Annotated in this window: 17 protein-coding genes; 10 read left to right on the forward strand and 7 right to left on the reverse strand. The window is 72.8% G+C overall.

What is annotated here, in order from left to right; translation table 11 throughout:
- Positions 1 to 138: 138 nt before the first annotated feature.
- Positions 139 to 414: an isoamylase early set domain-containing protein gene (locus ACFXGI_RS06485; RefSeq protein WP_030863784.1), complete on the reverse strand. Its 276-nt coding sequence runs from the start codon at positions 412 to 414 to the stop codon at positions 139 to 141.
- A 282-nt stretch (positions 415 to 696) separates the two neighbouring features.
- Here ACFXGI_RS06485 and katG point away from each other — a divergent pair, with 282 nt between their 5' ends.
- Entirely contained in the window at positions 697 to 2886 is a 2190-nt protein-coding gene (gene katG / locus ACFXGI_RS06490; protein ID WP_384704111.1) for a catalase/peroxidase HPI, read from the forward strand.
- Between the two features lie 138 nt (positions 2887 to 3024).
- Here katG and ACFXGI_RS06495 read toward each other — a convergent pair whose 3' ends face one another.
- Genes ACFXGI_RS06495 through ACFXGI_RS06520 form a run of 6 tightly spaced genes read right to left on the reverse strand, consistent with a single transcriptional unit; the run spans position 3025 to position 8735 of the window.
- Positions 3025 to 4095, reverse strand: a complete 1071-nt coding sequence (locus ACFXGI_RS06495; protein ID WP_384704113.1) for a pyridoxal-phosphate dependent enzyme — start codon at positions 4093 to 4095, stop codon at positions 3025 to 3027.
- The gene (locus tag ACFXGI_RS06500) at positions 4016 to 5020 is read right to left on the reverse strand and encodes a GHMP kinase (protein WP_384704115.1); all 1005 of its coding nucleotides are present in this window, start codon (positions 5018 to 5020) and stop codon (positions 4016 to 4018) included. The genes ACFXGI_RS06495 and ACFXGI_RS06500 overlap by 80 nt, the downstream gene beginning before the upstream one ends.
- Positions 5020 to 5871, reverse strand: coding sequence for a Rossmann-like domain-containing protein (locus tag ACFXGI_RS06505; RefSeq protein WP_384704117.1), 852 nt, complete (start codon positions 5869 to 5871; stop codon positions 5020 to 5022). Before ACFXGI_RS06505 ends, ACFXGI_RS06500 begins: the two co-directional genes overlap by 1 nt.
- Before the next feature lie 11 nt (positions 5872 to 5882).
- Positions 5883 to 6680, reverse strand: coding sequence for an ABC transporter ATP-binding protein (locus ACFXGI_RS06510; protein ID WP_384704119.1), 798 nt, complete (start codon positions 6678 to 6680; stop codon positions 5883 to 5885).
- Complete coding sequence (locus tag ACFXGI_RS06515) at positions 6677 to 7723, reverse strand: FecCD family ABC transporter permease (RefSeq protein WP_384704121.1); 1047 nt, start codon at positions 7721 to 7723, stop codon at positions 6677 to 6679. Before ACFXGI_RS06515 ends, ACFXGI_RS06510 begins: the two co-directional genes overlap by 4 nt.
- Complete coding sequence (locus ACFXGI_RS06520; protein ID WP_384704123.1) at positions 7713 to 8735, reverse strand: ABC transporter substrate-binding protein; 1023 nt, start codon at positions 8733 to 8735, stop codon at positions 7713 to 7715. Before ACFXGI_RS06520 ends, ACFXGI_RS06515 begins: the two co-directional genes overlap by 11 nt.
- A 136-nt stretch (positions 8736 to 8871) precedes the next feature.
- Between ACFXGI_RS06520 and ACFXGI_RS06525 the strand changes: the two genes are divergently transcribed.
- From ACFXGI_RS06525 to ACFXGI_RS06565, 9 genes are all read left to right on the forward strand, one after another.
- Positions 8872 to 10149 (forward strand): MFS transporter, encoded by a 1278-nt coding sequence (locus tag ACFXGI_RS06525; RefSeq protein ID WP_384704125.1) that lies wholly within the window; start codon positions 8872 to 8874, stop codon positions 10147 to 10149.
- An 88-nt stretch (positions 10150 to 10237) separates the two neighbouring features.
- Entirely contained in the window at positions 10238 to 10789 is a 552-nt protein-coding gene (locus ACFXGI_RS06530; protein ID WP_384704127.1) for a GNAT family N-acetyltransferase, read from the forward strand.
- A 166-nt stretch (positions 10790 to 10955) separates the two neighbouring features.
- The gene (locus ACFXGI_RS06535) at positions 10956 to 12437 is read left to right on the forward strand and encodes a Y4yA family PLP-dependent enzyme (protein ID WP_384704129.1); all 1482 of its coding nucleotides are present in this window, start codon (positions 10956 to 10958) and stop codon (positions 12435 to 12437) included.
- Complete coding sequence (locus tag ACFXGI_RS06540; protein ID WP_384704131.1) at positions 12434 to 13759, forward strand: pyridoxal-phosphate dependent enzyme; 1326 nt, start codon at positions 12434 to 12436, stop codon at positions 13757 to 13759. The genes ACFXGI_RS06535 and ACFXGI_RS06540 overlap by 4 nt, the downstream gene beginning before the upstream one ends.
- A 1-nt stretch (position 13760) precedes the next feature.
- Positions 13761 to 14972 carry an aminotransferase class V-fold PLP-dependent enzyme gene (locus ACFXGI_RS06545; RefSeq protein ID WP_384704133.1) on the forward strand — a complete coding sequence of 404 codons (1212 nt, stop codon included), beginning with the start codon at positions 13761 to 13763 and terminating at the stop codon, positions 14970 to 14972.
- A 55-nt stretch (positions 14973 to 15027) separates the two neighbouring features.
- A complete protein-coding gene (locus ACFXGI_RS06550; protein WP_384704135.1) occupies positions 15028 to 15810 on the forward strand; it encodes a class I SAM-dependent methyltransferase in 783 nt (260 codons plus the stop codon).
- A 225-nt stretch (positions 15811 to 16035) separates the two neighbouring features.
- The gene (locus ACFXGI_RS06555) at positions 16036 to 17712 is read left to right on the forward strand and encodes an FAD-dependent oxidoreductase (RefSeq protein WP_384704137.1); all 1677 of its coding nucleotides are present in this window, start codon (positions 16036 to 16038) and stop codon (positions 17710 to 17712) included.
- A complete protein-coding gene (locus ACFXGI_RS06560; RefSeq protein ID WP_384704139.1) occupies positions 17709 to 19220 on the forward strand; it encodes an ATP-binding protein in 1512 nt (503 codons plus the stop codon). The genes ACFXGI_RS06555 and ACFXGI_RS06560 overlap by 4 nt, the downstream gene beginning before the upstream one ends.
- On the forward strand, positions 19217 to 19573 hold the full coding sequence (locus ACFXGI_RS06565) for a UBP-type zinc finger domain-containing protein (protein ID WP_384704141.1): 357 nt from the start codon (positions 19217 to 19219) through the stop codon (positions 19571 to 19573). The genes ACFXGI_RS06560 and ACFXGI_RS06565 overlap by 4 nt, the downstream gene beginning before the upstream one ends.
- Positions 19574 to 19823 lie beyond the last annotated feature (250 nt).

The following is a 19823-nucleotide window of genomic DNA, read 5'->3' on the forward strand; positions in this document are numbered from 1 at the left end:
CCCGTGGTCGACCTTGTGTCCCTCGACGTCACGGCCGCCGCGGCGGCCCGCCGCGCGCCGGGCCGCGCCCTATCACCGGCCGGGCGGCGCCGCCCGCCCCGGCCGTGGGGGGGGGGCGGGCGGCGACCGGGGCCGGGATCAGGTCTGCAGGCGGCAGTTGGGGCCGTCGTGGCCGTCGGCGCTCTCGTCGTTGAACCAGTAGTCCCCTGCCGCGAGGTAGCGGAAGGAGTGCGTGACCTTCGCCGGCAGCGCCACCGTCACCGCGCGCGTCCCGTCGGGGCGGGATTCGAGCACGTGGGAGCCGGGCTGCCAGCCGTTGAACGTTCCCACCACGCTGACCGGTCCGGGCGGGTCCCCGTCGGGCAGCACGAAGGTGACCTCGGTGGCGTTCTTTCGGCGCTGTCTCTCAAGCACGGACAACTCCTTCTCACTGTCGGGAGGGGGCCATCCTGACGGCCCGGGCCGCCCCCGACCCGCGACCCGCCGGGGCGCGGGACACGTCACCCGTCCGGGTCGATCGCGTTGATCCGAAAACCCGCCTTTTCCCGAATTCCTCAGCGTCCGGAAGAGTTCTGCGTGTTCTCGCTGCCGTGCGGTCCGCGGTGCGCGACCATACGGACGCCCGGCAGTCAGCAGTAAGCAGTCAGCGGCAGAAGCAGAGCAGCAGAAGACACCGAGACAGGAAGAAGGGCGGACGTGTCCGGCAGCGAAAGCGAGAACCCAGCAATTCCCTCCCCGACCCCCGCGCCGACTCGGCCCAGGACGAATCAGGACTGGTGGCCGAATCAGCTGGACCTGCAAGTCCTCCACCAGCATTCGCCCCTGTCCGATCCGATGGGCGAGGACTTCGACTACGCGAAGGAGTTCGCGACCCTCGATGTCGACGCGCTGAAACGGGACGTCTTCGAGGTGATGACCTCGTCCCAGGAGTGGTGGCCCGCCGACTACGGCCACTACGGGCCGCTGTTCATCCGGATGAGCTGGCACGCCGCCGGTACGTACCGCATCGCCGACGGCCGGGGCGGCGGCGGCGCCGGCTCCCAGCGCTTCGCCCCCCTCAACAGCTGGCCGGACAACGCGAGCCTGGACAAGGCGCGCCGTCTGCTCTGGCCGGTCAAGCAGAAGTACGGGCAGAAGATCTCCTGGGCCGACCTTCTGATTTTCGCCGGAAACTGCGCCATCGAATCCATGGGTCTCCCGACGTTCGGATTCGGATTCGGACGGAAGGACACCTGGGAGCCGGAGGAGATCTTCTGGGGGCCGGAGGACACCTGGCTCGGAGACGAGCGCTACAGCGGCGAAAGGGACCTCTCCAATCCTCTGGGCGCCGTGCAGATGGGGCTGATCTACGTCAATCCGGAAGGGCCCAACGGAAACCCCGATCCGGTGGCCGCCGGCCGCGACATTCGCGAGACGTTCGCACGCATGGCGATGGACGACGAGGAGACGCTGGCGCTCATCGTCGGCGGCCACACGTTCGGAAAGTGCCACGGCGCCACGGACCCCGCCTACATCGGTCCCGAACCGGAAGCGGCCCCCATCGAGCAGCAGGGCATCGGCTGGAAGAACGCGTCCGGCACCGGCGTCGGCGTCGACGCGCTCACGAGCGGGCTCGAAGGCGCGTGGACCACCGCACCGACGAAGTGGGACAACGGCTACCTGGACAACCTGTTCGGATACGACTGGGAGCTGACGACCAGCCCCGCCGGTGCCAACCAGTGGACTCCCGTGGACCCGGCGGCCCAGGGCACGGTGCCCGACGCCCACGACCCGTCGAAGCGGCACGCTCCGATGATGCTCACGACGGACCTCGCGCTGAAGGTCGATCCGGTCTACGCGCCGATCGCCAAGCGCTTCCACGAGAACCCGGACCAGCTCGCGCTGGCCTTCTCCAAGGCCTGGTACAAGCTGCTGCACCGCGACATGGGGCCCCTCCCGCGCTACCTCGGCCCGTGGGTCGCCGAGCCGCAGCTCTGGCAGGACCCCGTGCCCGAGGTCGATCACCCGCTGGTGTCGGACGCGGACGTCGCCGCCCTCAAGGGGAAGATCCTCGCCTCGGGACGGTCCATCCCCCAACTGGTCACCACCGCCTGGGCGTCCGCGGCGAGCTTCCGCGGCACCGACAAGCGCGGCGGGGCCAACGGGGCCCGGATCCGGCTCGCGCCGCAACGGGACTGGGAGAGCAATGCCCTGCCCGAGGTGGGCGAGGTGGTGGGGACCCTCGAACAGATCCGGCAGGACTTCAACGAGTCCGCGACGGGCGGCACGAAGGTCTCGCTCGCCGACCTGATCGTCCTGGGCGGGTGCGCGGCCGTCGAACAGGCCGCCAAGAACGCCGGGTACGCCGTCACGGTCCCCTTCGCGCCGGGGCGTACGGACGCCTCGCAGGAGCAGACCGACGTGGACGCGTTCGCCGTGCTCGAGCCCAGGGCGGACGGGTTCCGCAACTACCTCCGGCAGGGCGAGAAGCTCGCGCCGGAGACCCTCCTGCTGGACCGCGCCAACCTGTTGAATCTCACCGCTCCCGAGATGACGGTCCTGGTCGGCGGCATGCGCGCCCTGAACACCGGCTTCGGGCGGTCCCGGCAAGGCGTCTTCACCGACCGGCCGGAGTCGTTGACCACCGACTTCTTCGTCAACCTGCTCGACATGGGTACGGAGTGGAAGGCGTCGGCCGCGGCCGAGAACGTGTTCGAGGGCCGCGATCGCGCCTCGGGCGAGGTCAAGTGGACGGCCACCGCCGTCGACCTCGTCTTCGGGTCGCACTCGCAGCTGCGGGCGCTCTCGGAGGTCTACGCCTCCCAGGGCGCGGGCGAGAAGTTCGTACGCGACTTCGTGTCCGCGTGGGACAAGGTGATGAACTGCGACCGGTTCGACCTCCGCTGACCCCCGGCCCCTCTAGAGTCGGTACCTGAGTCCGAGTCCGAGTCAGAGGGCCCGGTCGGCCACCCCCGGCCGACCGGGCCCTTCTCGTGCCGGCACGCGCCGGCCGCCGGGGTGGGGCGCGGGTACACGCCGGGGAACTCACCCCTGCCGGCCGGCCCCCCGGACCGCAGGCGCCGCAGGGGCCCGGTTCCACCGCATCCGGGACCACGGAAGGGCCAGCTGCCCCTGGTCGGAGACCTCCCGCGGCGCGAGGTGCGAGATCGGCGCCGCCTCCCGGTACCGGGCGTAGACGGTGTCGACGTACCGGTGCCCGGTGTCGGCGGCGATGAACAGGACCGTCCGTTCTGGGGCGCGCTCGCGCTCGTGGCGGGCGGCGAGGTAGCCGGCGCCGGTGGAGAGCCCCGCGAAGACCGCGTGCCGGCGCAGCAGGTCGACACTGCCCGCCAGCGCGGCACCGAACGAGATCCAGTGCAGGGTGTCGTACAGCTCGTGCGAGACGTTCCCGAACGGGATGGAGCTGCCGATCCCGGCGATGATGATCTCGGGGTCGCAGACGTGCTCGGCGCCGAAGGTGAGGCTGCCGTACGGCTGGACGCCGACGAGTTCGACATCGGCCGGGGCGGCGCCGGGCGGGGCGCTGTCGCCCGCGGCGTCCGCGGCCGCCCCGCGCAGGTAGCGCGCGAGGGCTCCGGTGGAGGCCCCCGAACCGACCCCGCCGACGACGGTGAGCCCGGTCGCGCCGCCGGTCGCCTCCCGGATCCGGTCGGCGATCACGCGGTAGCCGAGGTAGTGGACGTCGTCGTGGTACTGCCGCATCCAGTGGTACTCGGGGTGCTCGGCGAGGATCTCGTGGATCCGCTCCACCCGCCGCTTCTGGTCGAGCCCCAGGTCGCTGCACGGCTCCATCTGCTCCAGGGTCGCCCCGAGCACGGCGAGCTGGGTGCGCAGCGTGCGGTCCACCGTCGTCGAGCCGACGATGTGGCAGCGCATGCCGTACCGGTGACAGGCCAGGGCGAGGGCGTACGCGTAGATGCCGCTGGAGCTGTCCAGCAGGGTGTCCCCGCGGCGCACCGCCCCGGTGTCCAGCAGACGGCGTACCGCGGCGAGGGCGGAGACCGCCTTCATGGTCTCAAAGCGCAGGCAGACGAGCCGGTCGTCGAGCCGTATCAGGTCCGGACGGCCGATCGCCTCGGCGATGTGCTGATCCATGCGGGAACTCCTTGCCGGTGGTGGGGAAGGTGGTGAAGGTCCGGGTGGCGGCGATGCCGTGGGCGTCGAGGGCGCGCAGGCAGCCGCGTACGCGGTGGCGCAGACCCGGCGCGGCCGGGTCGAAGAGCACGCCCGCCACCGCGCCGCTGTGCGCGATCTGCACGCCGACCGCCCCGATCCGCCGGTGGATTGCGGTCAGCGCCTCGAACTCCGGGTGGCGTAGCACTTGTTGACCGCGCCGGGCACTGGCGGTGGCCACCTCGCCGAGGAGCTGGGCGTCTGCGGTGGCCACCGCCCGGCGCAGCAGCGTACGCAGCCGCTCCCAGGCGCGTACGTCGCCCTCGTCGGGCTCCCGTACGGGCAGGGAGAGGGTGTCCACGGGCGCGCCCCCGCCGAGGGCGCAGCCCACCACGACGAGCGGCGGCAGGGCCGGCCCGAGGGCTTCCAGCACCCGGCCCTCGCGCTGGGCGAACAGCACCGGCCGGCCGTCCAGCATCAGGGGATCGCAGGCCTGTTCCGCCCGTACGGCCAGCCGGGCGACCGCCTCGGGGGCCGGCCGCAGTCCGTACGAGTCCGCTACCGCGCGGACGGTGGCGATCACGTCGCTGGTCGAGCTGCCCATGCCGAGGCCCACCGGGATGTCACCGGTGAGCCTCAACTCGCCTCCGCAGGGCGGCTGTCCGGTCCGCTGCGCGTATTCCGCCACCGCGAGGGCCGCGGCCCGTACGGCTTTCGTACGGTCGGCGGGTACGACGGTGAGTGCTTCGGGCGCCGTACCGGGCCTGCGGACGAACTCGGCGCGACTGCCCGGGCCGGCCATCGGGAGGGTGACCAGGCCGGGGCACCGGCGGCCGTCGGTGTCGAGGAACACGCCCTGGAGGATCTCGCCGTGGTGGCAGGGGGCGTGTCCGGTGCCGGTGGGCATCACGCGCGGCTCACCGTCCGATAGCGGTAGAGGACCGTCTCCTCGGCACTGAACTGGGAGAACGGGAACGGCTCCGCGCAGAGGGCGGTCACGCCGGAGCCGAGGAAGGCGCGGGCGACGGCGCTGCCGGTCTGCGCGTAGACGATCAGCGGGATGCCGCGGGAGCGGCAACGCGCGAGGACGGTGTCGAACGAGCCGTTGCTCAGGGTCATTCCGGTGGCGACGACGGCCTCGGCGCGCTCCAGCACCTCGTCCATGTCGTCGGTGACGGGGTCGCCCCACTGGGTGGCCTTGAGGTTGAAATCGCAGGGCAGCGGTTCGCCACCGCGCTCGCGGATCGCCGCGACGAGCGGGTTGACGACGCCGATGAGACCCACGCGGGCCCCCTCCTCGATGTCGAGCAGCCCGGCGATGGCCGCGTCGCGGGCCTTCGCGCGTATCTCGGGGGTACCGGCGGGGAGGGCGACGGGTTCGGCTTCGCCCGCCGTCGCGGCCGCCCGGTGCGGGCGGGTCTCGGACAGGTACGCGTCGAGGGCGGCGATCCGCAGCGGGCGCGGGGCCTCGCGCAGCAGGGTGTCGAGCGGAATGCCGCAGGAGTCGCGGCAGATCGCCGGGTCGATCTCGCCGGCCTCGAAGGCGCAGCCTCCGAAGGAGCCGCCGAGGCGGACCAGGACGTACTGGTTGAGGTAGGTGGTGTCGCCGCCGGCCAGCCGGGTGCCGTGGTGGATCCAGAACACGCTGGTGGCGACGAGTTCGCAGGGGGGCGGGCCGTGTTCGCCGGCCAGGACGGCCTCGACGAGCCCGTCTACGGACGACGGCGCGAGGGCGGGGAGGGGGGTGGTGCGGTTCACGGGGTTCCTTTTCACAGGGCGGATCGGGGTACCGGTGGCAGAGTGCCGAGGGGTCCGCGGTAGGCGACCGCGGGGTGGCCGAGCGGATCGGTCGCGAGTTCGGCGTCGACCTCGAAGACCTCGGCGAGCCGCTCGGCGGTCAGAACGGCCGCGGGGGCGCCGGAGGCGATCAGGCGGCCGTGGTGCAGGAGCAGCAGCCGGTCGCAGTACCGGGCGGCGAGCGACAGGTCGTGCAGCGCGACCAGGACCGTCTGCCCGCTCCCGGCCAGCAGCTCCATCAGTCCCAACCGGTGTTTGACGTCGAGGTGGTTGGTGGGCTCGTCGAGCAGGAGCGCGTACGGCTGCTGCGCCAGCGCGCGGGCGATGTGGGCGCGCTGCCGCTCCCCGCCCGACAGGGCCTTCCAGGGCCGGCCCGCGAGCGCGGTGAGTCCGACGCGGTCCAGCGCGTCGGCGACCACCGCCCGGTCGGCGGCGTCCGGTCCGCGCCAGCGGTCCCGGAACGGGGTCCGTCCCAGGGCGACGACGTCGGCGACCCGCAGGTCGCTGTCGGCGCCCGAGTCCTGTGCCACGAAGGCGACGTGGCGGGCGGTCCGCCGGGCGCTCCAGCCCCGTACGGACTCGCCGTCGTAGCGGACCGTACCCGCGTCGGGTGTCCGCAGCCCGGCCAGGCAGCGCAGCAGCGAGGACTTGCCCGAGCCGTTGGGGCCGAGCAGCGCGACGGTCTCGCCGGACGCGATGTCCGCGCAGACCTCCCGTACGACCTGCGTTCCGGCCACCGACCAGCTCACCTTCTCGGCGCTGATCCTCACAGCTCACCCCGCTTGCGCAGCACGAGGAGGAAGAGCGGCACGCCGAGCAGGGCGGTGATCACGCCGACGGGAACCTCGCGGGGCGCGAAGGCGATCCGCGCGAGCGCGTCCGTCCACACCAGGAACACCGCGCCGGCGAGCGCCGCGTACGGCAGCAGCAGCCGGTGCAGCGGCCCGACGAGGAACCGCACCCCGTGCGGGACGATCAGCCCGACGAAGCCGATGGCTCCGACGGTGGCCACCGCGACGGCGGTCAGTGCGGCGGTGACCACGAGCAGCAGCATCCGCGTGTTCCGGACGCCGATCCCGAGGGACGCGGCGGTGTCGGTGCCGAAGGCGAGTCCGTCGAGGGCGTTCGAGCACAGCCATGCCACCAGCAGCCCCAGCGGGGTGACGATCGCGCAGACCACGACGGTGTTCCAGCGGGCCGGCGCCATCGAGCCGAGCAGCCAGTGGGTGACGGCCCGCGTGGTGTCCGCGTCGGCCGAGGCCATCAGGACCAGCGAGGTCAGCGCGGTGAAGAGCTGGCCGACCACCACTCCGGTGAGGACGATGCGGCCCGAATCCAGTCCGGTGCGCCGCAGGAGCAGCAGGAGCAGTCCGAAGGAGAGCAGCGCGCCGGCGAGCGCGCCTCCGGTGACGCCGAGCGTGCTCGCGCCGAACCCTAGGACGAGGACGGTGACGGCTCCCGCGGAGGCCCCGGAGGAGACGCCGAGCAGGTAGGGGTCGGCGAGGGCGTTGCGGGTGACCGCCTGGAGCACCGTGCCGCAGACGGCGAGCGAGGCTCCGACGAGGGCGGCCATGAGCACGCGCGGCAGCCGCAGGTCCCAGACGAGCGAGTCGACGAGCGGGGCCGACGGCCGTACGTCCAGGCCGAGACGGCCGCCGAGGACGCGGCCGAGTCCGGTCCAGCCGACATCCGCGGTGCCGATGCGTACGGCGCCCGCCACCGAGACGGCCAGCACGCCGGCGGCGAGGAGCAGGAAGACCGCGTGGGCCGTCCCGGCAGGGCCCCTCGCGGTGGTGGCCGGGTCAGCGGACATGTCCGAGGTCCTTCATGCCGTTCGCCAGCAGACCGAGGGCGTGCACGGAGCGCACGGACGGGTCCAGCTCCATGCCGGGCACCTCCAGGATCCTGTCGTCGCGGACTGCGGCCAGCTTCGAGATCACCGGGTGGCGGCCCATCTCGGCGCGCTTCTCGGCGGCGCTGTCGCCGGGCCGTCCGCGCTCGGACAGGTCGCCGATCACGATGAAGTCCGGGTCGCGCTCGGCGACTTCCTCCCAGGTGACCTCCGGCCAGTCCTCGTTGACGTCGTCGAAGGCGTTCCTCGCGCCGACGATCCGGCTCATCTCACTGGGCAGGCCGGTCTTGCCCGCCACGTACGGCATGCCGTTGAAGACGGAGTAGAGGTAGACGACGCTCGGCCGCCGCGCGCCCTGGGGGGCCTTGGCGGCGTTCTCCCGCGCCTCGGCGACCGCCGCGCGCTGGTCGGCGGCGAGCTTGCCGGCCCGCTCGCGGGCGCCGAAGAGCTTGCCGAGGTTCTCGTAGTCGGAGAAGAGCAGGTCGAACGGGGTGGTGCCGGGCGGGTTCTGCCGGGGGCAGTCCACGGCGCTGACGAAGGTGGGGACCTGGAGGGCGTCCAGTTCCTCGCGGGTGCCGGCGCGGTCCTTGGTGTAGAGGTCCGCGGAACCGGCGACGACGAAGTCGGGCGTGGCGGCGCGGAGTTGCTCGCCCGTCGCGATCTTCGGGGCGATGACCGGGATCTTGGCGTACGCGGCCTCGTACTGCGCGGGGATCTTCGTCTTGAGATTGGCGGTGCCCGCCATCCGGTCCTGGAGCCCGAGTTCGAGCAGGGTCTCGGTCGTGGCCTGGTCCAGGGCGACGGTCCGCCGCGGCGGCTCGGCGAAGGTCACCTGACGGCCGCAGCTGGTGACGGAGACCGCGCCGGCTGCGGGCTCGCCGTCCGCCGCGGAGCCCGCGCCGGCTGCGGTGGAGCAGCCCGCGGTGGCGAGGGCGAGGGTCAGGGCTGTCCCGAGGCGGGCGGGGTGGCGCATGGGTTCTCCTGTCGGGAAGGGGAGGCGGGCGCGGACGTGCCGCGTTCGAAGAGTACTGTAATGGTATTCATTTTCATTAACGACAGCGGGGGTGGCTCCCCGAGCCGCTCCCCCACCCCCGAAGGAGCCCCCGCACGTGGCGACCACACCCACGCAGGCCGCGGCCAAGGCCGTTGCCCCGCCTCCGCGTTCGGCCCTGCGCGACCCCGCCTTCCTGCGCCTGTGGGCGGGCACCACGGCCTCCGGGCTCGCGACCTGGGCGCTGCCCTTCGTCCTCGGGCTCGCCGTGCTCCACCGTGATCTCGGCGCCGCCGGCCTCGGCCTGGTGCTCGGCGCCCGCACCGCCGGCTTCCTCGCCGCCGTCGCCGTCGGCGGCGTACTGGCCGACCGGCACTCCCGCCGCGCGGTCGTGCTCTGGCCCGCCCTCGCGGCGGCGGCCGCCGCACCCCTCCTCGCCGCGGGCCTCGGCCGCTCGCTCGTGCTGATGACGGCCGCCGCGGCCCTCGCCGGGGCCGGACAGGGCGCCTGCCGCCCGGCGTTCCAGGCACTCACCGCCGAGACCGTCGAGCCGGGGCGCCGTCAGCAGGCCAACGCCGCCATGACGATGGCGGTCCGCGGCTCCACGCTCGCCGGACCCGCCCTGACCGCTCTGCTCGCGGCCTTCCTCGACGTCGGGGCACTGCTGCTCGGCATCGGCGCGCTCTGGCTGGTCGCCGCTCTGATACCCGGCCCGGGCAGCGCCACCACCGCTGCCGCCGGCGAGGACCTCGCCGCGCCGCCCGCCCCGCGCGCGGGCTTCCGTACGGAATTCCTGGAGGGCATGCGCGAGGCGCGCCGCCACCCGTGGTTCCTCGCCGGACTCGCGGCCCTCGCCGCCGTCATCACCCTCGGCTACTCCGCCACCGGCGTCGCGCTGCCGCTGATCAGCCGGGACCGGTACGGCACCGGGTGGGTGCTGGCCGCGGCCGTGACCGCTTACACCGCGGGCGCGCTCGGCGGGGCCCTCGTCATCGCCCGGTGGCGGCCGCGCTCCCCCGGCCGGGCCGCCTTCGCCGGGCTGGCGGCGTACGGGCTCGCCCCGCTGAGCCTGATGCTGCCGGTCCACCCGGTGGTGGTCGTCGCCGCGTACGCCGTGGCCGGAATCGGCATCGAGCTGTTCAACGTGCCGTGGTTCACCGCCACCCAGCGCGAGGTCGCCCCGGACAAACTGGCCCGCGTCTCCTCGCTGGACTTCCTGGTCTCGTACGGCCTGGCGCCCGTCGGGCTCGCGCTGATCGCCCCCGCCATCGACGCCTTCGGGGTCACGGCCGTGCTCGGCGCCTGCGCCGGCGCCTGCTTCCTCGTACCGGCAGCGGCGGCGCTGGTGCCCACCGCGCGCCACTTCGGCCGCCCGAGCGCGGCGCCGGCGGACTGAGCGCCGACGGCCGCGGCACGCCCCGCCCCCGGCCGGCTCTCGCCCGGCCGGGGCCCGCGTCGACGCCGCGTCTGGCAAGCTGCGCTCCATGACCGCGCCGCAACCACTCGATTTCGCGCAGATCACCCGCCCGCGGGAGCTTTCCGCCGAGCTGCGGGACCAGCTCGTCGACTGCTGGGTACGGGTCATCAACGCCGGGGGCGCCGTCATCCCCCGCGGGCTCCCCATGCCGCCGGTGCGCAACGACCAGGCCGACCCGGCCCTGGGGCAGCTCGTCGGCGCGCTCGATCCGCGCCGCGCCCGGATGCTGATCGCCACGGCCGGCGGGCAGCTGGCCGGTTGGCTGATCCTGCGCCGTGACCCGCATCCCCTCGTCGCGCACTGCGGCGCCGTCAACCACGTCATGACGCACCCCGACTTCAGGGGCCGCGGCATCGGCACGGCGCTGATGCGCCGGGTCGGCGGTCTCGCCCGCCAGGAGATGGGACTGGAGCAGTTGCACATCGCCGTCCGGGCCGGGCTGGGGCTCGAGGAGTTCTACGGCCGTCTGGGCTGGCGGGAGATCGGGCGCTGGCCCGGCGGCCTGCGGGTCGCGCCCGGCGACGACCGCGACGAGGTCCTCATGTACCTGCCCCTCTGAGCACCACGAGCCCCGTCGGTCGCACGCGTCGCCGTCCCGTCGCCGTCCCGTCCCCGTCGCGTTTCGGCCATCTCCTTCCCACACGCGTCCACACGGGATCAGCAGGGCATGAACAGGGCCGCGAGGGATATCGTCGTACGATCGGCGCGCGGGAGGAGCAGCTGGGATGGACACCGGCCCCCTGTACCTGGAACCGCGGTTGGCGCCACGGCTCGCCGCGCTGCTCGGCTCGGCCCCGTTCCTGCACATGCTCGTGGACGCCCTCGGTTCGCCCCTCAACGTGCTCCTGCCCGACCAGATGGCGCAGAACGCCGAGGGCTTCCGCTCCGTCTACCGCCGCCACCGGCTCGGCGGGCAGGTCTTCTTCGCCCACAAGGCCAACCGCTCCCGGTCCCTCGTACGGCGGCTGACCACGGCGGACGCGGCCGTGGACGTGGCCTCCGTCGGCGAGCTCCGCCGCGCCCTCGGCGCCGGCTTCACCGCGGACCGCGTCATGGCGACCGGCCCCAAGGATCCGGCGTTCCTGTGGCTCGCCGCGCGGTCGGGGGTCACCGTGAACGCGGACGGTCCGGGCGAGTTGGAGGCTCTGGCAGGCCTCGTGCGCCGTCACGACCTGCCCCGCCCGAAGGTCCTGCTGCGCCTCTGCGAGTTCGAGACCTCGGGGCCCAGGATGCTCTCCCGCCGGAGCCGGTTCGGTACGTCCGTGAAAGCCCTCGGGCCCCTGCTGGACCTGCTGGAGCGCCACCGGGACCACCTCGATCCGATCGGCGTCGCGTACCACCTCGACACCACGAGCCCCGACGAGAAGGCCATCGCCCTCGAAGGCTGCCTGCGGGCCATGGACGACCTGCGATTACGGGGATTCCAGCCCCGCGCGGTCGACATCGGCGGCGGCTTCGGCGTCAGCTACCTCGCCCACGCCGCCCAGTGGGACCGCTACACGAGCGAGCTCGCGGCCGCCGTCATGGGCCGGCGCCCGCCGCTGACCTGGGGCGGCCACGGCTACGGTCTGCACTCCGAGGGCGGTACGCTGCGCGGCGCCCTGAGCCTGTACCCCGCCCACCGCCCGGTCGCCGGCGCCGGCTATCTCGACGCGCTGCTGTCGCAGCCCGCCCCCACCCTGGGCCGGGCCCTCGGCACCCTGCTGCTGGAGAGCCTCTACGACCTGTACACGGAGCCGGGCCGGGCCCTGGCCGACCAGTGCGGCCTCTCCCTGGCACGGGTGCTGGAGGTGCGCCGTACGGACGCGGGCCCCGCACTCGTACGCCTCGCCATGAACGCGAACGACGTCGCCCTGGAGGACCACGGGATCCTCATGGACCCCGTACTGGTGTCCCGCGAGGACGGACCCTCCGGCGCGCGGGAGCCGGTCGGCGTCCACCTCATGGGAAACCTGTGCCTGGAAGCCGACCTGATCACGCGCAGAACGGTGTTCCTGCCGCGGCTGCCGCGTCCGGGCGATCTGCTCGGCTTCGCCAACACCGCCGGCTATTGCATGGACTTCAGCGCGACGCAAGCCCAACAGCAGCCGGTGGCACGCACGGTGGCGGTCCGCCTCACGGAGAACTCGTGGCGCTGGTGTCTGGACGAGGAGTACTGGCCGATCGAGGAGTTCGGGCCGACATCCGATTCGGGGGGACAGGCATGAGGTACGACAGCATCACCGAGGCCATCGGCAACACCCCGCTGGTCCGCATCGATCCGGCCGTACACGGCCTGCGCCACGTCGATCTCTACGCGAAGCTGGAGATGCTCAACCCCTTCGGCTCGGTCAAGGACCGGGCCGCCTGGAACATGGCCCGGTCCGCACTGCCCGGCGCCCGGGAGCGCGGCGAGACCGTCGTCGAGCTGTCCAGCGGCAACACGGCCAAGGCGCTGGCGGTGATCGCCGGCATGCACGGGCTGTCGTTCAAGAGCGTCACCAACCGGATGCGCATTCCGGAGGTCAAGGACCTGCTCCTGCTGCTGGGCGCCGAGATCGAGGAGCTGCCTGGGCGCAGCGAATGCCTGGACCCGACGGACACCGAGGACCCGCTGACCCTCTTCCACCAGCGGCTGAACGAGTCCGGCGGCGCCCACCTGCACACCGACCAGTACTTCAACGCGCTCAACACCGAGGCGCACGAGACGGGTACGGGTCCGGAGATCGTGGCGGATCTGGACGGCCGGGCCCCGGACTGGTTCCTCGCCTGCGTCGGAACGGCCGGTTCCTCCACGGGCGTGGCCCGGGCGCTGCGCGCGCACGATCCGGCCGTACGGGTGATCGGACTGGTCGGCGAGAAGTCGGACTTCATCCCCGGCATCCGCAACATCGACGAGGTCCACGAGGTCGGCCTCTTCGACCCGGCCACGTACGACACGATCGAGTCGGTCGGCGCCGACGACGCGATCGACGGCATGCTCACCCTGGTCCGGCGCTGCGGGATCCTCGCCGGCCCCACGGGCGGCGCCGCGTACCACGGCGCCGTGCGCCATCTGCGCTCACTCGATGCGGAGTTGACGGGGCCGGAGCGCAGGACCGCGGTCTTCATCGTCTGCGACCGGGTGGAGAGCTACCTCGGCTACGTCAAACAACGCCGCCCGGAGCTGCTGGGCCGTCCGCCCGCACGGAACTCCGTGGCCGCGCTGAGCGATGCCGAGGTACGGGCGGCGCAGGTCGTCGAGGTGGCCGACGCCCGGAAGTGGATCGCGGCGGAGCGGCCGCTGGTGATCGACCTGCGCAGCTCCTTCGCCTACGCCGCGCTGCACATCGACGGATCGGTGAACATCGTGGACGAGCTCTTCGACGAACTGGTGCGGGGCGGGCTGCCGTTCGGCAGACGACAGCCCGTGCTGCTGGCGTGCCCGGTCGGCGAGCAGTCTGCGCGCTACGCCGCGCTGCTGACCCGGATGGGGCATCCCGACGTACGCAGCCTCGCGGGCGGGATCATCGCCTGGCGGGACGCGGGCGCGCCGCTGGTGCGTGACTGACATGGCCGAGACGGCCGGTGCCGCAGGCGCCCTGGCGGAACTGCGCGCCTGGCAGCGCCCGCTGCGCGCCCAGTTCCCGATCCTCGTGGCGAACCCCGGGCTCGCGTACCTGGACAGCGCGGCCACCGCGCAGAAGCCGCAGGCCGTACTGGATGCCGTACAGCGCTACCTGACCACCTCCAACGCCAACGCGGGCCGCGGCTCGTACCCCTGGGCCAACGCCACGACGGCCACGGTGGAGCGGGCCCGCGACCGGGTCAAGGAGTTCCTGGGCGATCCCGATCCGGACCGCTCCCGCGTGCACTTCACCAGTGGGGCTTCCGACGGCCTGCGGACCGTGGCCCGGGACTGGCTGGCTCAGCGGCTCACCGACGGGGACGAGATCCTCGTCCCGTTCGCCGACCACGAGGCGAACCTGGCGCCGTGGCTGGAGGTACGGGAGCTGCTCTCGCGCCAAGGCGTCGGGATCCGGGTGCGCGCGCTGCCGTACCAGGACAGCTCCGGCGACTACGATCCGGTGGCGCTCGCCGCTTCGGTGGGCCCGCGGACCCGTTTCGTGGCGGCCACCCATGTGCACCACGTGTACGGCGTCGACATGAACGTGCACCGGATCCGCCGGGCGGTCGGGCCGGACGTCCCGATCTGCCTCGACGCCGCGCAGAGCATCGGGCACCTGCCGTTCTCCGTGGCCGAACTCGACGTGGACTTCGTGGTGTTCTCCGGCCACAAGGCCATGGCGCTGCCGGGTACGGGTGCGGTGTGGGCCCGCGGCCGGCGCGGGCGGCCCCGGTTCCGGCCGGGTGGCTGGGCCGGCACCCCGAACACCGTCGGCATCGCGAGCCTGGCCGCCGCCCTCGACTGGCTCGACGCGGCCGGTACGGACCGGATCGAGGCGTGGACGGTGGCGCTGGCGGCCCGGCTGACGGACGGCCTGAGCCGGCTGGACGCGTACGATGTGCTCGGCTGCCGCTCCAGCCTGGCGGCCGACTCCGAGGTGCAGCGGCGGCGGAGCATCGTGACGTTCCGGCATCGCGCGATCCCCTCGCGCGACCTCGGGTTCATCCTCTACAGCCACGGGTTCATGGTGCGCTCCGACAGCCACTGCCAGGCGGGGGCCGGGGAGTCGGACGGCTCGGTGCGGGTCAGCCTGCACGTCCACAACACATGCGAGGAGATCGAGGGGCTGCTCGCCACCCTCTCCAGTCTGCAATGATTTTCATCTGGAGTTCAGGGCCGTGAGAACGGCAGGAGCACGAGCGGACAGCGACATGAACCTGGGCAGTGCGGTCGGCGTGGGCACGGTGGCGGCGGCGAGCCGCTGGGTGGAGCGCTGGGAACGGCAGCAGCAGCGCTATGCGATCGACCGCGAGGAGCGGTTCACGGTCATCTCGGACGTGGTCGAGCGCGTCACGGCCGGCGGCGGGCACGCCGCTCCCCTCCTCCTCGACCTGGGATGCGGACCGGGGTCGCTGGCCGCCCGGCTGGCCGCGCGCATGCCCGCCGCCGAGGTCGTGGGCGTCGACGCCGATCCGCTGCTGCTGGAGCTGGGGCGGGCGCACCACGGAACGGCCCTGCGCTTCGCGGAGGCCCGCATCGGGGAACCGGGCTGGCTCGACGCCCTCGCGCTGGACCGTCCGGTGGACGCCGCCGTCTCGACGACGGCCCTGCACTACCTCGGCGAGGAAACGCTCCGGCGCACGTACGAGGAGCTGGCCGGGCGGATCCGTCCCGGCGGGGTCCTCGTCAACGGCGACCATCTGGACCCGGACTCCCCCAAGGTGCACGAGCTCGCCGTGGACATCGGCCGGCGGCGCGCCGAGCGCCAGCAGGCCCTCGCGCACGAGGACTGGGAGTCGTGGTGGTCGGGCGTGCGGGCCGACCCCGAGCTGACGCCGCTCCTCGCCACCCGCGACCGCCTCACCCACCCGCACTGCGAGGGCAACAAGCTGACCCTCACCGACCACCTCGTACTGCTGCGCGAGGCGGGCTTCGAGCACGTCGGCACGGTCTGGCAGTTCGGCAACAGCCACGTGGTGGTGGCGGTCCGCTGAGTCCGGCGCACAGCGGCGGCGGACCTTCGGGGCAGCCGGCGCGGGCCGCCGCGCGGCGCGGTCGCCACGCGCGCAGGACGGTGACGAGGGGTGAGCGGCCGCGCACCCGGAGCGCCGGTTCGCGGCGTTCCGGGGCGCTCCCCGGGCATCGAACATACGATGGGCGGGAAACCGGCGCGGGCAGCTCGCCGTGCGGCCCGCCCAGAGCACTCGGGGTGGAGACGTATGGCACAGGCCGCCGATACGGCGCGGACCGTCATCCTGACCGTGGACGACGACCCGGGAGTCTCCCGCGCCATCGCCCGTGACCTGCGGCGCCACTACGGCGCCGACTACCGGATCGTGCGCGCCGAGTCCGGCGACTCCGCGCTGGAGGCGCTGCGCGAGCTGAAGCTGCGCGGCGACCTGGTGGCGGTGATCCTCGCCGACTACCGCATGCCGCAGATGAACGGCATCGAGTTCCTGGAGCAGGCCCTCGCCGTGTACCCGGGCGCGCGGCGCGTACTGCTGACCGCGTACGCCGACACCAACGCGGCGATCGACGCGATCAACGTCGTCGACCTGGACCACTACCTGCTCAAGCCCTGGGACCCGCCGGAGGAGAAGCTCTATCCGGTCGTGGACGACCTGCTCACGGCGTGGCGCTCCAGCGACTACCGCCCGGTACCCGCCACCAAGGTGGTCGGACACCGCTGGTCGGCCGGCTCCTCGCGCGTACGGGAGTTCCTGGCCCGCAACCAGGTCCCGTACCGCTGGTACTCCTCCGACGAGCCCGAGGGCCGGCGCCTGATGGAGGCCGCCGGGGCGGACGGGCAGCGGCTTCCGCTGGTGGTGACGCCGGACTGCACCGTGCTGATCGAGCCGGAGGCCGCCGAGCTGGCCGCCCACGTGGGGCTCGCGACGACCCCGGCCGCCGACTTCTACGACCTCGTCGTCATCGGCGGCGGACCGGCCGGGCTCGGCTCGGCGGTGTACGGGGCCTCCGAGGGGCTGCGCACCGTACTGGTCGAGCGCTCGGCGACCGGCGGGCAGGCCGGCCAGAGCTCCCGCATCGAGAACTACCTCGGCTTCCCCGACGGAGTCTCCGGCGCACAGCTCACGGACCGTGCCCGCCGCCAGGCCGGCCGGTTCGGCGCCGAGATCCTCACGGCGCGCGAGGTCACGGGGCTGGAGGTCAACGGCGCGGCGCGCGTCGTCCGCTTCTCCGACGGCTCGGCGGTCGCCGCGCACAGCGTCATCCTGGCGACCGGGGTCTCGTACCGGCAGCTCCTCGCGCCGGGCTGCGATTCCCTGACCGGCTGCGGGGTGTACTACGGCTCCTCGCTCACCGAGGCGGCGGCCTGCCAGGGGCAGGACGTGTACATCGTGGGCGGTGCCAACTCCGCCGGGCAGGCGGCGATGTACCTGGCGCGCGGCGCGAAATCGGTGACGCTGCTCGTCCGCGGGGAGTCCCTGAGGGCGTCGATGTCGTACTACCTGATCCAGCAGATCGAGGAGACGGCGAACATCACGGTGCGGACCCGGACCGTCGTCGAGGAGGCGCACGGCGACGGACACCTGGAGCAGCTGACGCTGCGGGACGTGGACAGCGGTGCGACCGAACTCGTCGGCTGCCAGTGGATGTTCGTGTTCATCGGCGCGGCCCCTCTCACGGACTGGCTGGACGGTACGGTGCTGCGCGACGAGCACGGGTTCATCCTGACGGGGCCGGACCTCACCGCGGACGGGCGGCCGCCCGCCGAGTGGGAACTGGACCGGCCGCCCTACCACTTGGAGACCAACATCCCCGGCGTGTTCGTGGCGGGCGACGCGCGCGCCCAGTCCGCGAAGCGCGTCGCGTCCGCCGTAGGAGAGGGAGCCATGGCCGTGATGCTCGTCCACCGGTACCTGGAGCAGTCATGAGCGGGCAGCCGATGCCCTGCAGCCCGCAGGAGATCGCCTCGCTCTTCCTGTTCGAGAAGCTCTCCCCGGAGCAGCTGGGGCGGCTGTGCTCCGAAGGGCGGGTGGAGCGGTTCGACGTCGGCCCGGTCTACACCGAGGGCGCTCCGGCCACCTGCTTCTACGTGATGGTCGAGGGCACCGTCGTCCTGTCCCGCCGGGTCGGCGGCGACGACGTCGAGGTGAGCCGGACTTCTCAGCGCGGCGTGTACGCGGGCGCCATGCAGGCGTACTTGGGCGACCAGGTGCCGCAGACGTACACCAACTCGATGCGGGTGACGGAGCCGACGCGGTTCTTCGTACTGCCCGCGGAATCGTTCGCGGCCGTCATGCGGGACTGGTTCCCCATGGCCGCGCACCTGCTGGAGGGACTGTTCTTCGGTTCTCGGAACACGCAACGGGCCATCGGCCAGCGTGAGCGGCTGCTGGCGCTGGGATCGCTGTCCGCCGGTCTCACCCACGAGCTCAACAACCCGGCCGCGGCGGCCGTACGGGCCACCGCGACGCTGCGGGAGCGGGTGGGCAAGATGCGGCACAAGCTCGCGATCATCGCCCAGGGCCCCTACTCGCGCGAGGCGCTCGCCGAACTCATCGAGATCCAGGAGCGCACCGCCGAACGGGTCGCCAAGGCGCCGGTGCTGAGCCCTCTGGAGGCTTCCGACCGGGAGGACGAGCTCACCGACTGGCTCGACGACCACGGCATCCAGGAGGGCTGGCGGATCGCGCCGACCTTCGTGCAGGCCGGGCTGGACACGGACTGGCTGGAGCAGGTCGCGGCGACCGTGGCCGAGGACATCCTGCCGGGTGCCATCGGCTGGCTGAACTACACGGTCGAGACCGAGCTGTTGATGGACGAGATCAACGACTCCACCACCCGCATCTCCCACCTGGTGGACGCGGCGAAGCAGTATTCGCAGCTCGACCGCGCCCCGCACCGGGTCGTCGACGTCCACGAACTCCTCGACAGCACCCTGCTGATGCTGTCCGGCAAGATCGGCCGGGGGGTGCGGGTGGTCAAGGACTACGACCGCTCCCTGCCGGATGTTCCCGCCTATCCGGCGGAGCTCAACCAGGTGTGGACCAACATCATCGACAACGCCGCCTTCGCCATCGCGAGCACCGGCGGCGAGGGCACGCTGACGGTCCGCACGGCACGCGAGGGTGACCGGCTGCTGGTGGAGTTCCGCGACACCGGGCCCGGCATCCCGGCGGACATCCGCAGCCGCATCTTCGACCCCTTCTTCACCACCAAGCCGGTCGGCGAGGGCACCGGTCTCGGCCTCGACATCTCCTGGCGGATCGTGGTCAACAAGCACCACGGCAGCCTCCAGGTCGAGTCCGCACCGGGCGACACCCGGTTCCAGGTACTGCTGCCGCTGACCGATTCCGAATCCGAGACCACAGAGACGTCCGAGACCGCCCAGACCGCCCAGACCGCCCAGGTCACCGAGACCGCCGAGGAGCCGGCATGACCGACGACATCAACGGAATCGACCCGAGCGTCCCGCCCGCCGGACCCGGCTGCGCCGACTGCGACGCGGTGGGCGGCTGGTGGTTCCACCTGCGCCGCTGCGCCGAGTGCGGCCACATCGGCTGCTGTGACTCCTCGCCCGCCCAGCACGCCACCGCCCACTGGAAGTCCGCCGGCCATCCGCTCGTGCAGAGCTTCGAGCCGGGCGAGGAGTGGTTCTGGAACTACGACACCGACGCCCTGTACGAGTCCGGGCCCGCGCTCGCCCCGCCGTCCGCCCACCCGGCGGACCAGTCGGCCCCCGGCCCGGCCGACCGGGTCCCGCAGGACTGGACGAGGCGGCTGCACGGCTGACGCGCCGCGGGGGCACCCCTGCTTCCGAACGGGCACACGCGGTGCGAAGGCGGCATTCGACCTTGCAGATGCCATCCATAGTGACAGATTGGCCTCTTGAATGATTGACTGGATCCATCAGGCCATTGCGGCCTGATCCGTGTCCGGATCCCGTCGCCCTGCCAGGCCGACCGTTGGCTGACTGACACGCACACCGGCCCCGTGACGGTCGAGCGGCTCTCGCCGCCATGGGGAGCACCGGCCAATGGCC

Source organism: Streptomyces sp. NPDC059355 (assembly GCF_042752335.1).
Taxonomy (GTDB): domain Bacteria; phylum Actinomycetota; class Actinomycetes; order Streptomycetales; family Streptomycetaceae; genus Streptomyces.

What these genes read in the sequence shown, in the direction of transcription:
- ACFXGI_RS06520 (WP_384704123.1), bottom strand. Translation starts at nt 8,735, where the DNA reads ATGCGCCACCCCGCCCGCCTCGGGACAGCCCTGACCCTCGCCCTCGCC.
- ACFXGI_RS06540 (WP_384704131.1), top strand. Translation starts at nt 12,434, where the DNA reads ATGAGGTACGACAGCATCACCGAGGCCATCGGCAACACCCCGCTGGTC.
- ACFXGI_RS06560 (WP_384704139.1), top strand. Translation starts at nt 17,709, where the DNA reads ATGAGCGGGCAGCCGATGCCCTGCAGCCCGCAGGAGATCGCCTCGCTC.
- ACFXGI_RS06545 (WP_384704133.1), top strand. Translation starts at nt 13,761, where the DNA reads ATGGCCGAGACGGCCGGTGCCGCAGGCGCCCTGGCGGAACTGCGCGCC.
- ACFXGI_RS06495 (WP_384704113.1), bottom strand. Translation starts at nt 4,095, where the DNA reads ATGGATCAGCACATCGCCGAGGCGATCGGCCGTCCGGACCTGATACGG.
- ACFXGI_RS06550 (WP_384704135.1), top strand. Translation starts at nt 15,028, where the DNA reads ATGAACCTGGGCAGTGCGGTCGGCGTGGGCACGGTGGCGGCGGCGAGC.
- ACFXGI_RS06500 (WP_384704115.1), bottom strand. Translation starts at nt 5,020, where the DNA reads ATGCCCACCGGCACCGGACACGCCCCCTGCCACCACGGCGAGATCCTC.
- ACFXGI_RS06565 (WP_384704141.1), top strand. Translation starts at nt 19,217, where the DNA reads ATGACCGACGACATCAACGGAATCGACCCGAGCGTCCCGCCCGCCGGA.
- ACFXGI_RS06530 (WP_384704127.1), top strand. Translation starts at nt 10,238, where the DNA reads ATGACCGCGCCGCAACCACTCGATTTCGCGCAGATCACCCGCCCGCGG.
- ACFXGI_RS06535 (WP_384704129.1), top strand. Translation starts at nt 10,956, where the DNA reads ATGGACACCGGCCCCCTGTACCTGGAACCGCGGTTGGCGCCACGGCTC.
- ACFXGI_RS06515 (WP_384704121.1), bottom strand. Translation starts at nt 7,723, where the DNA reads ATGTCCGCTGACCCGGCCACCACCGCGAGGGGCCCTGCCGGGACGGCC.
- ACFXGI_RS06555 (WP_384704137.1), top strand. Translation starts at nt 16,036, where the DNA reads ATGGCACAGGCCGCCGATACGGCGCGGACCGTCATCCTGACCGTGGAC.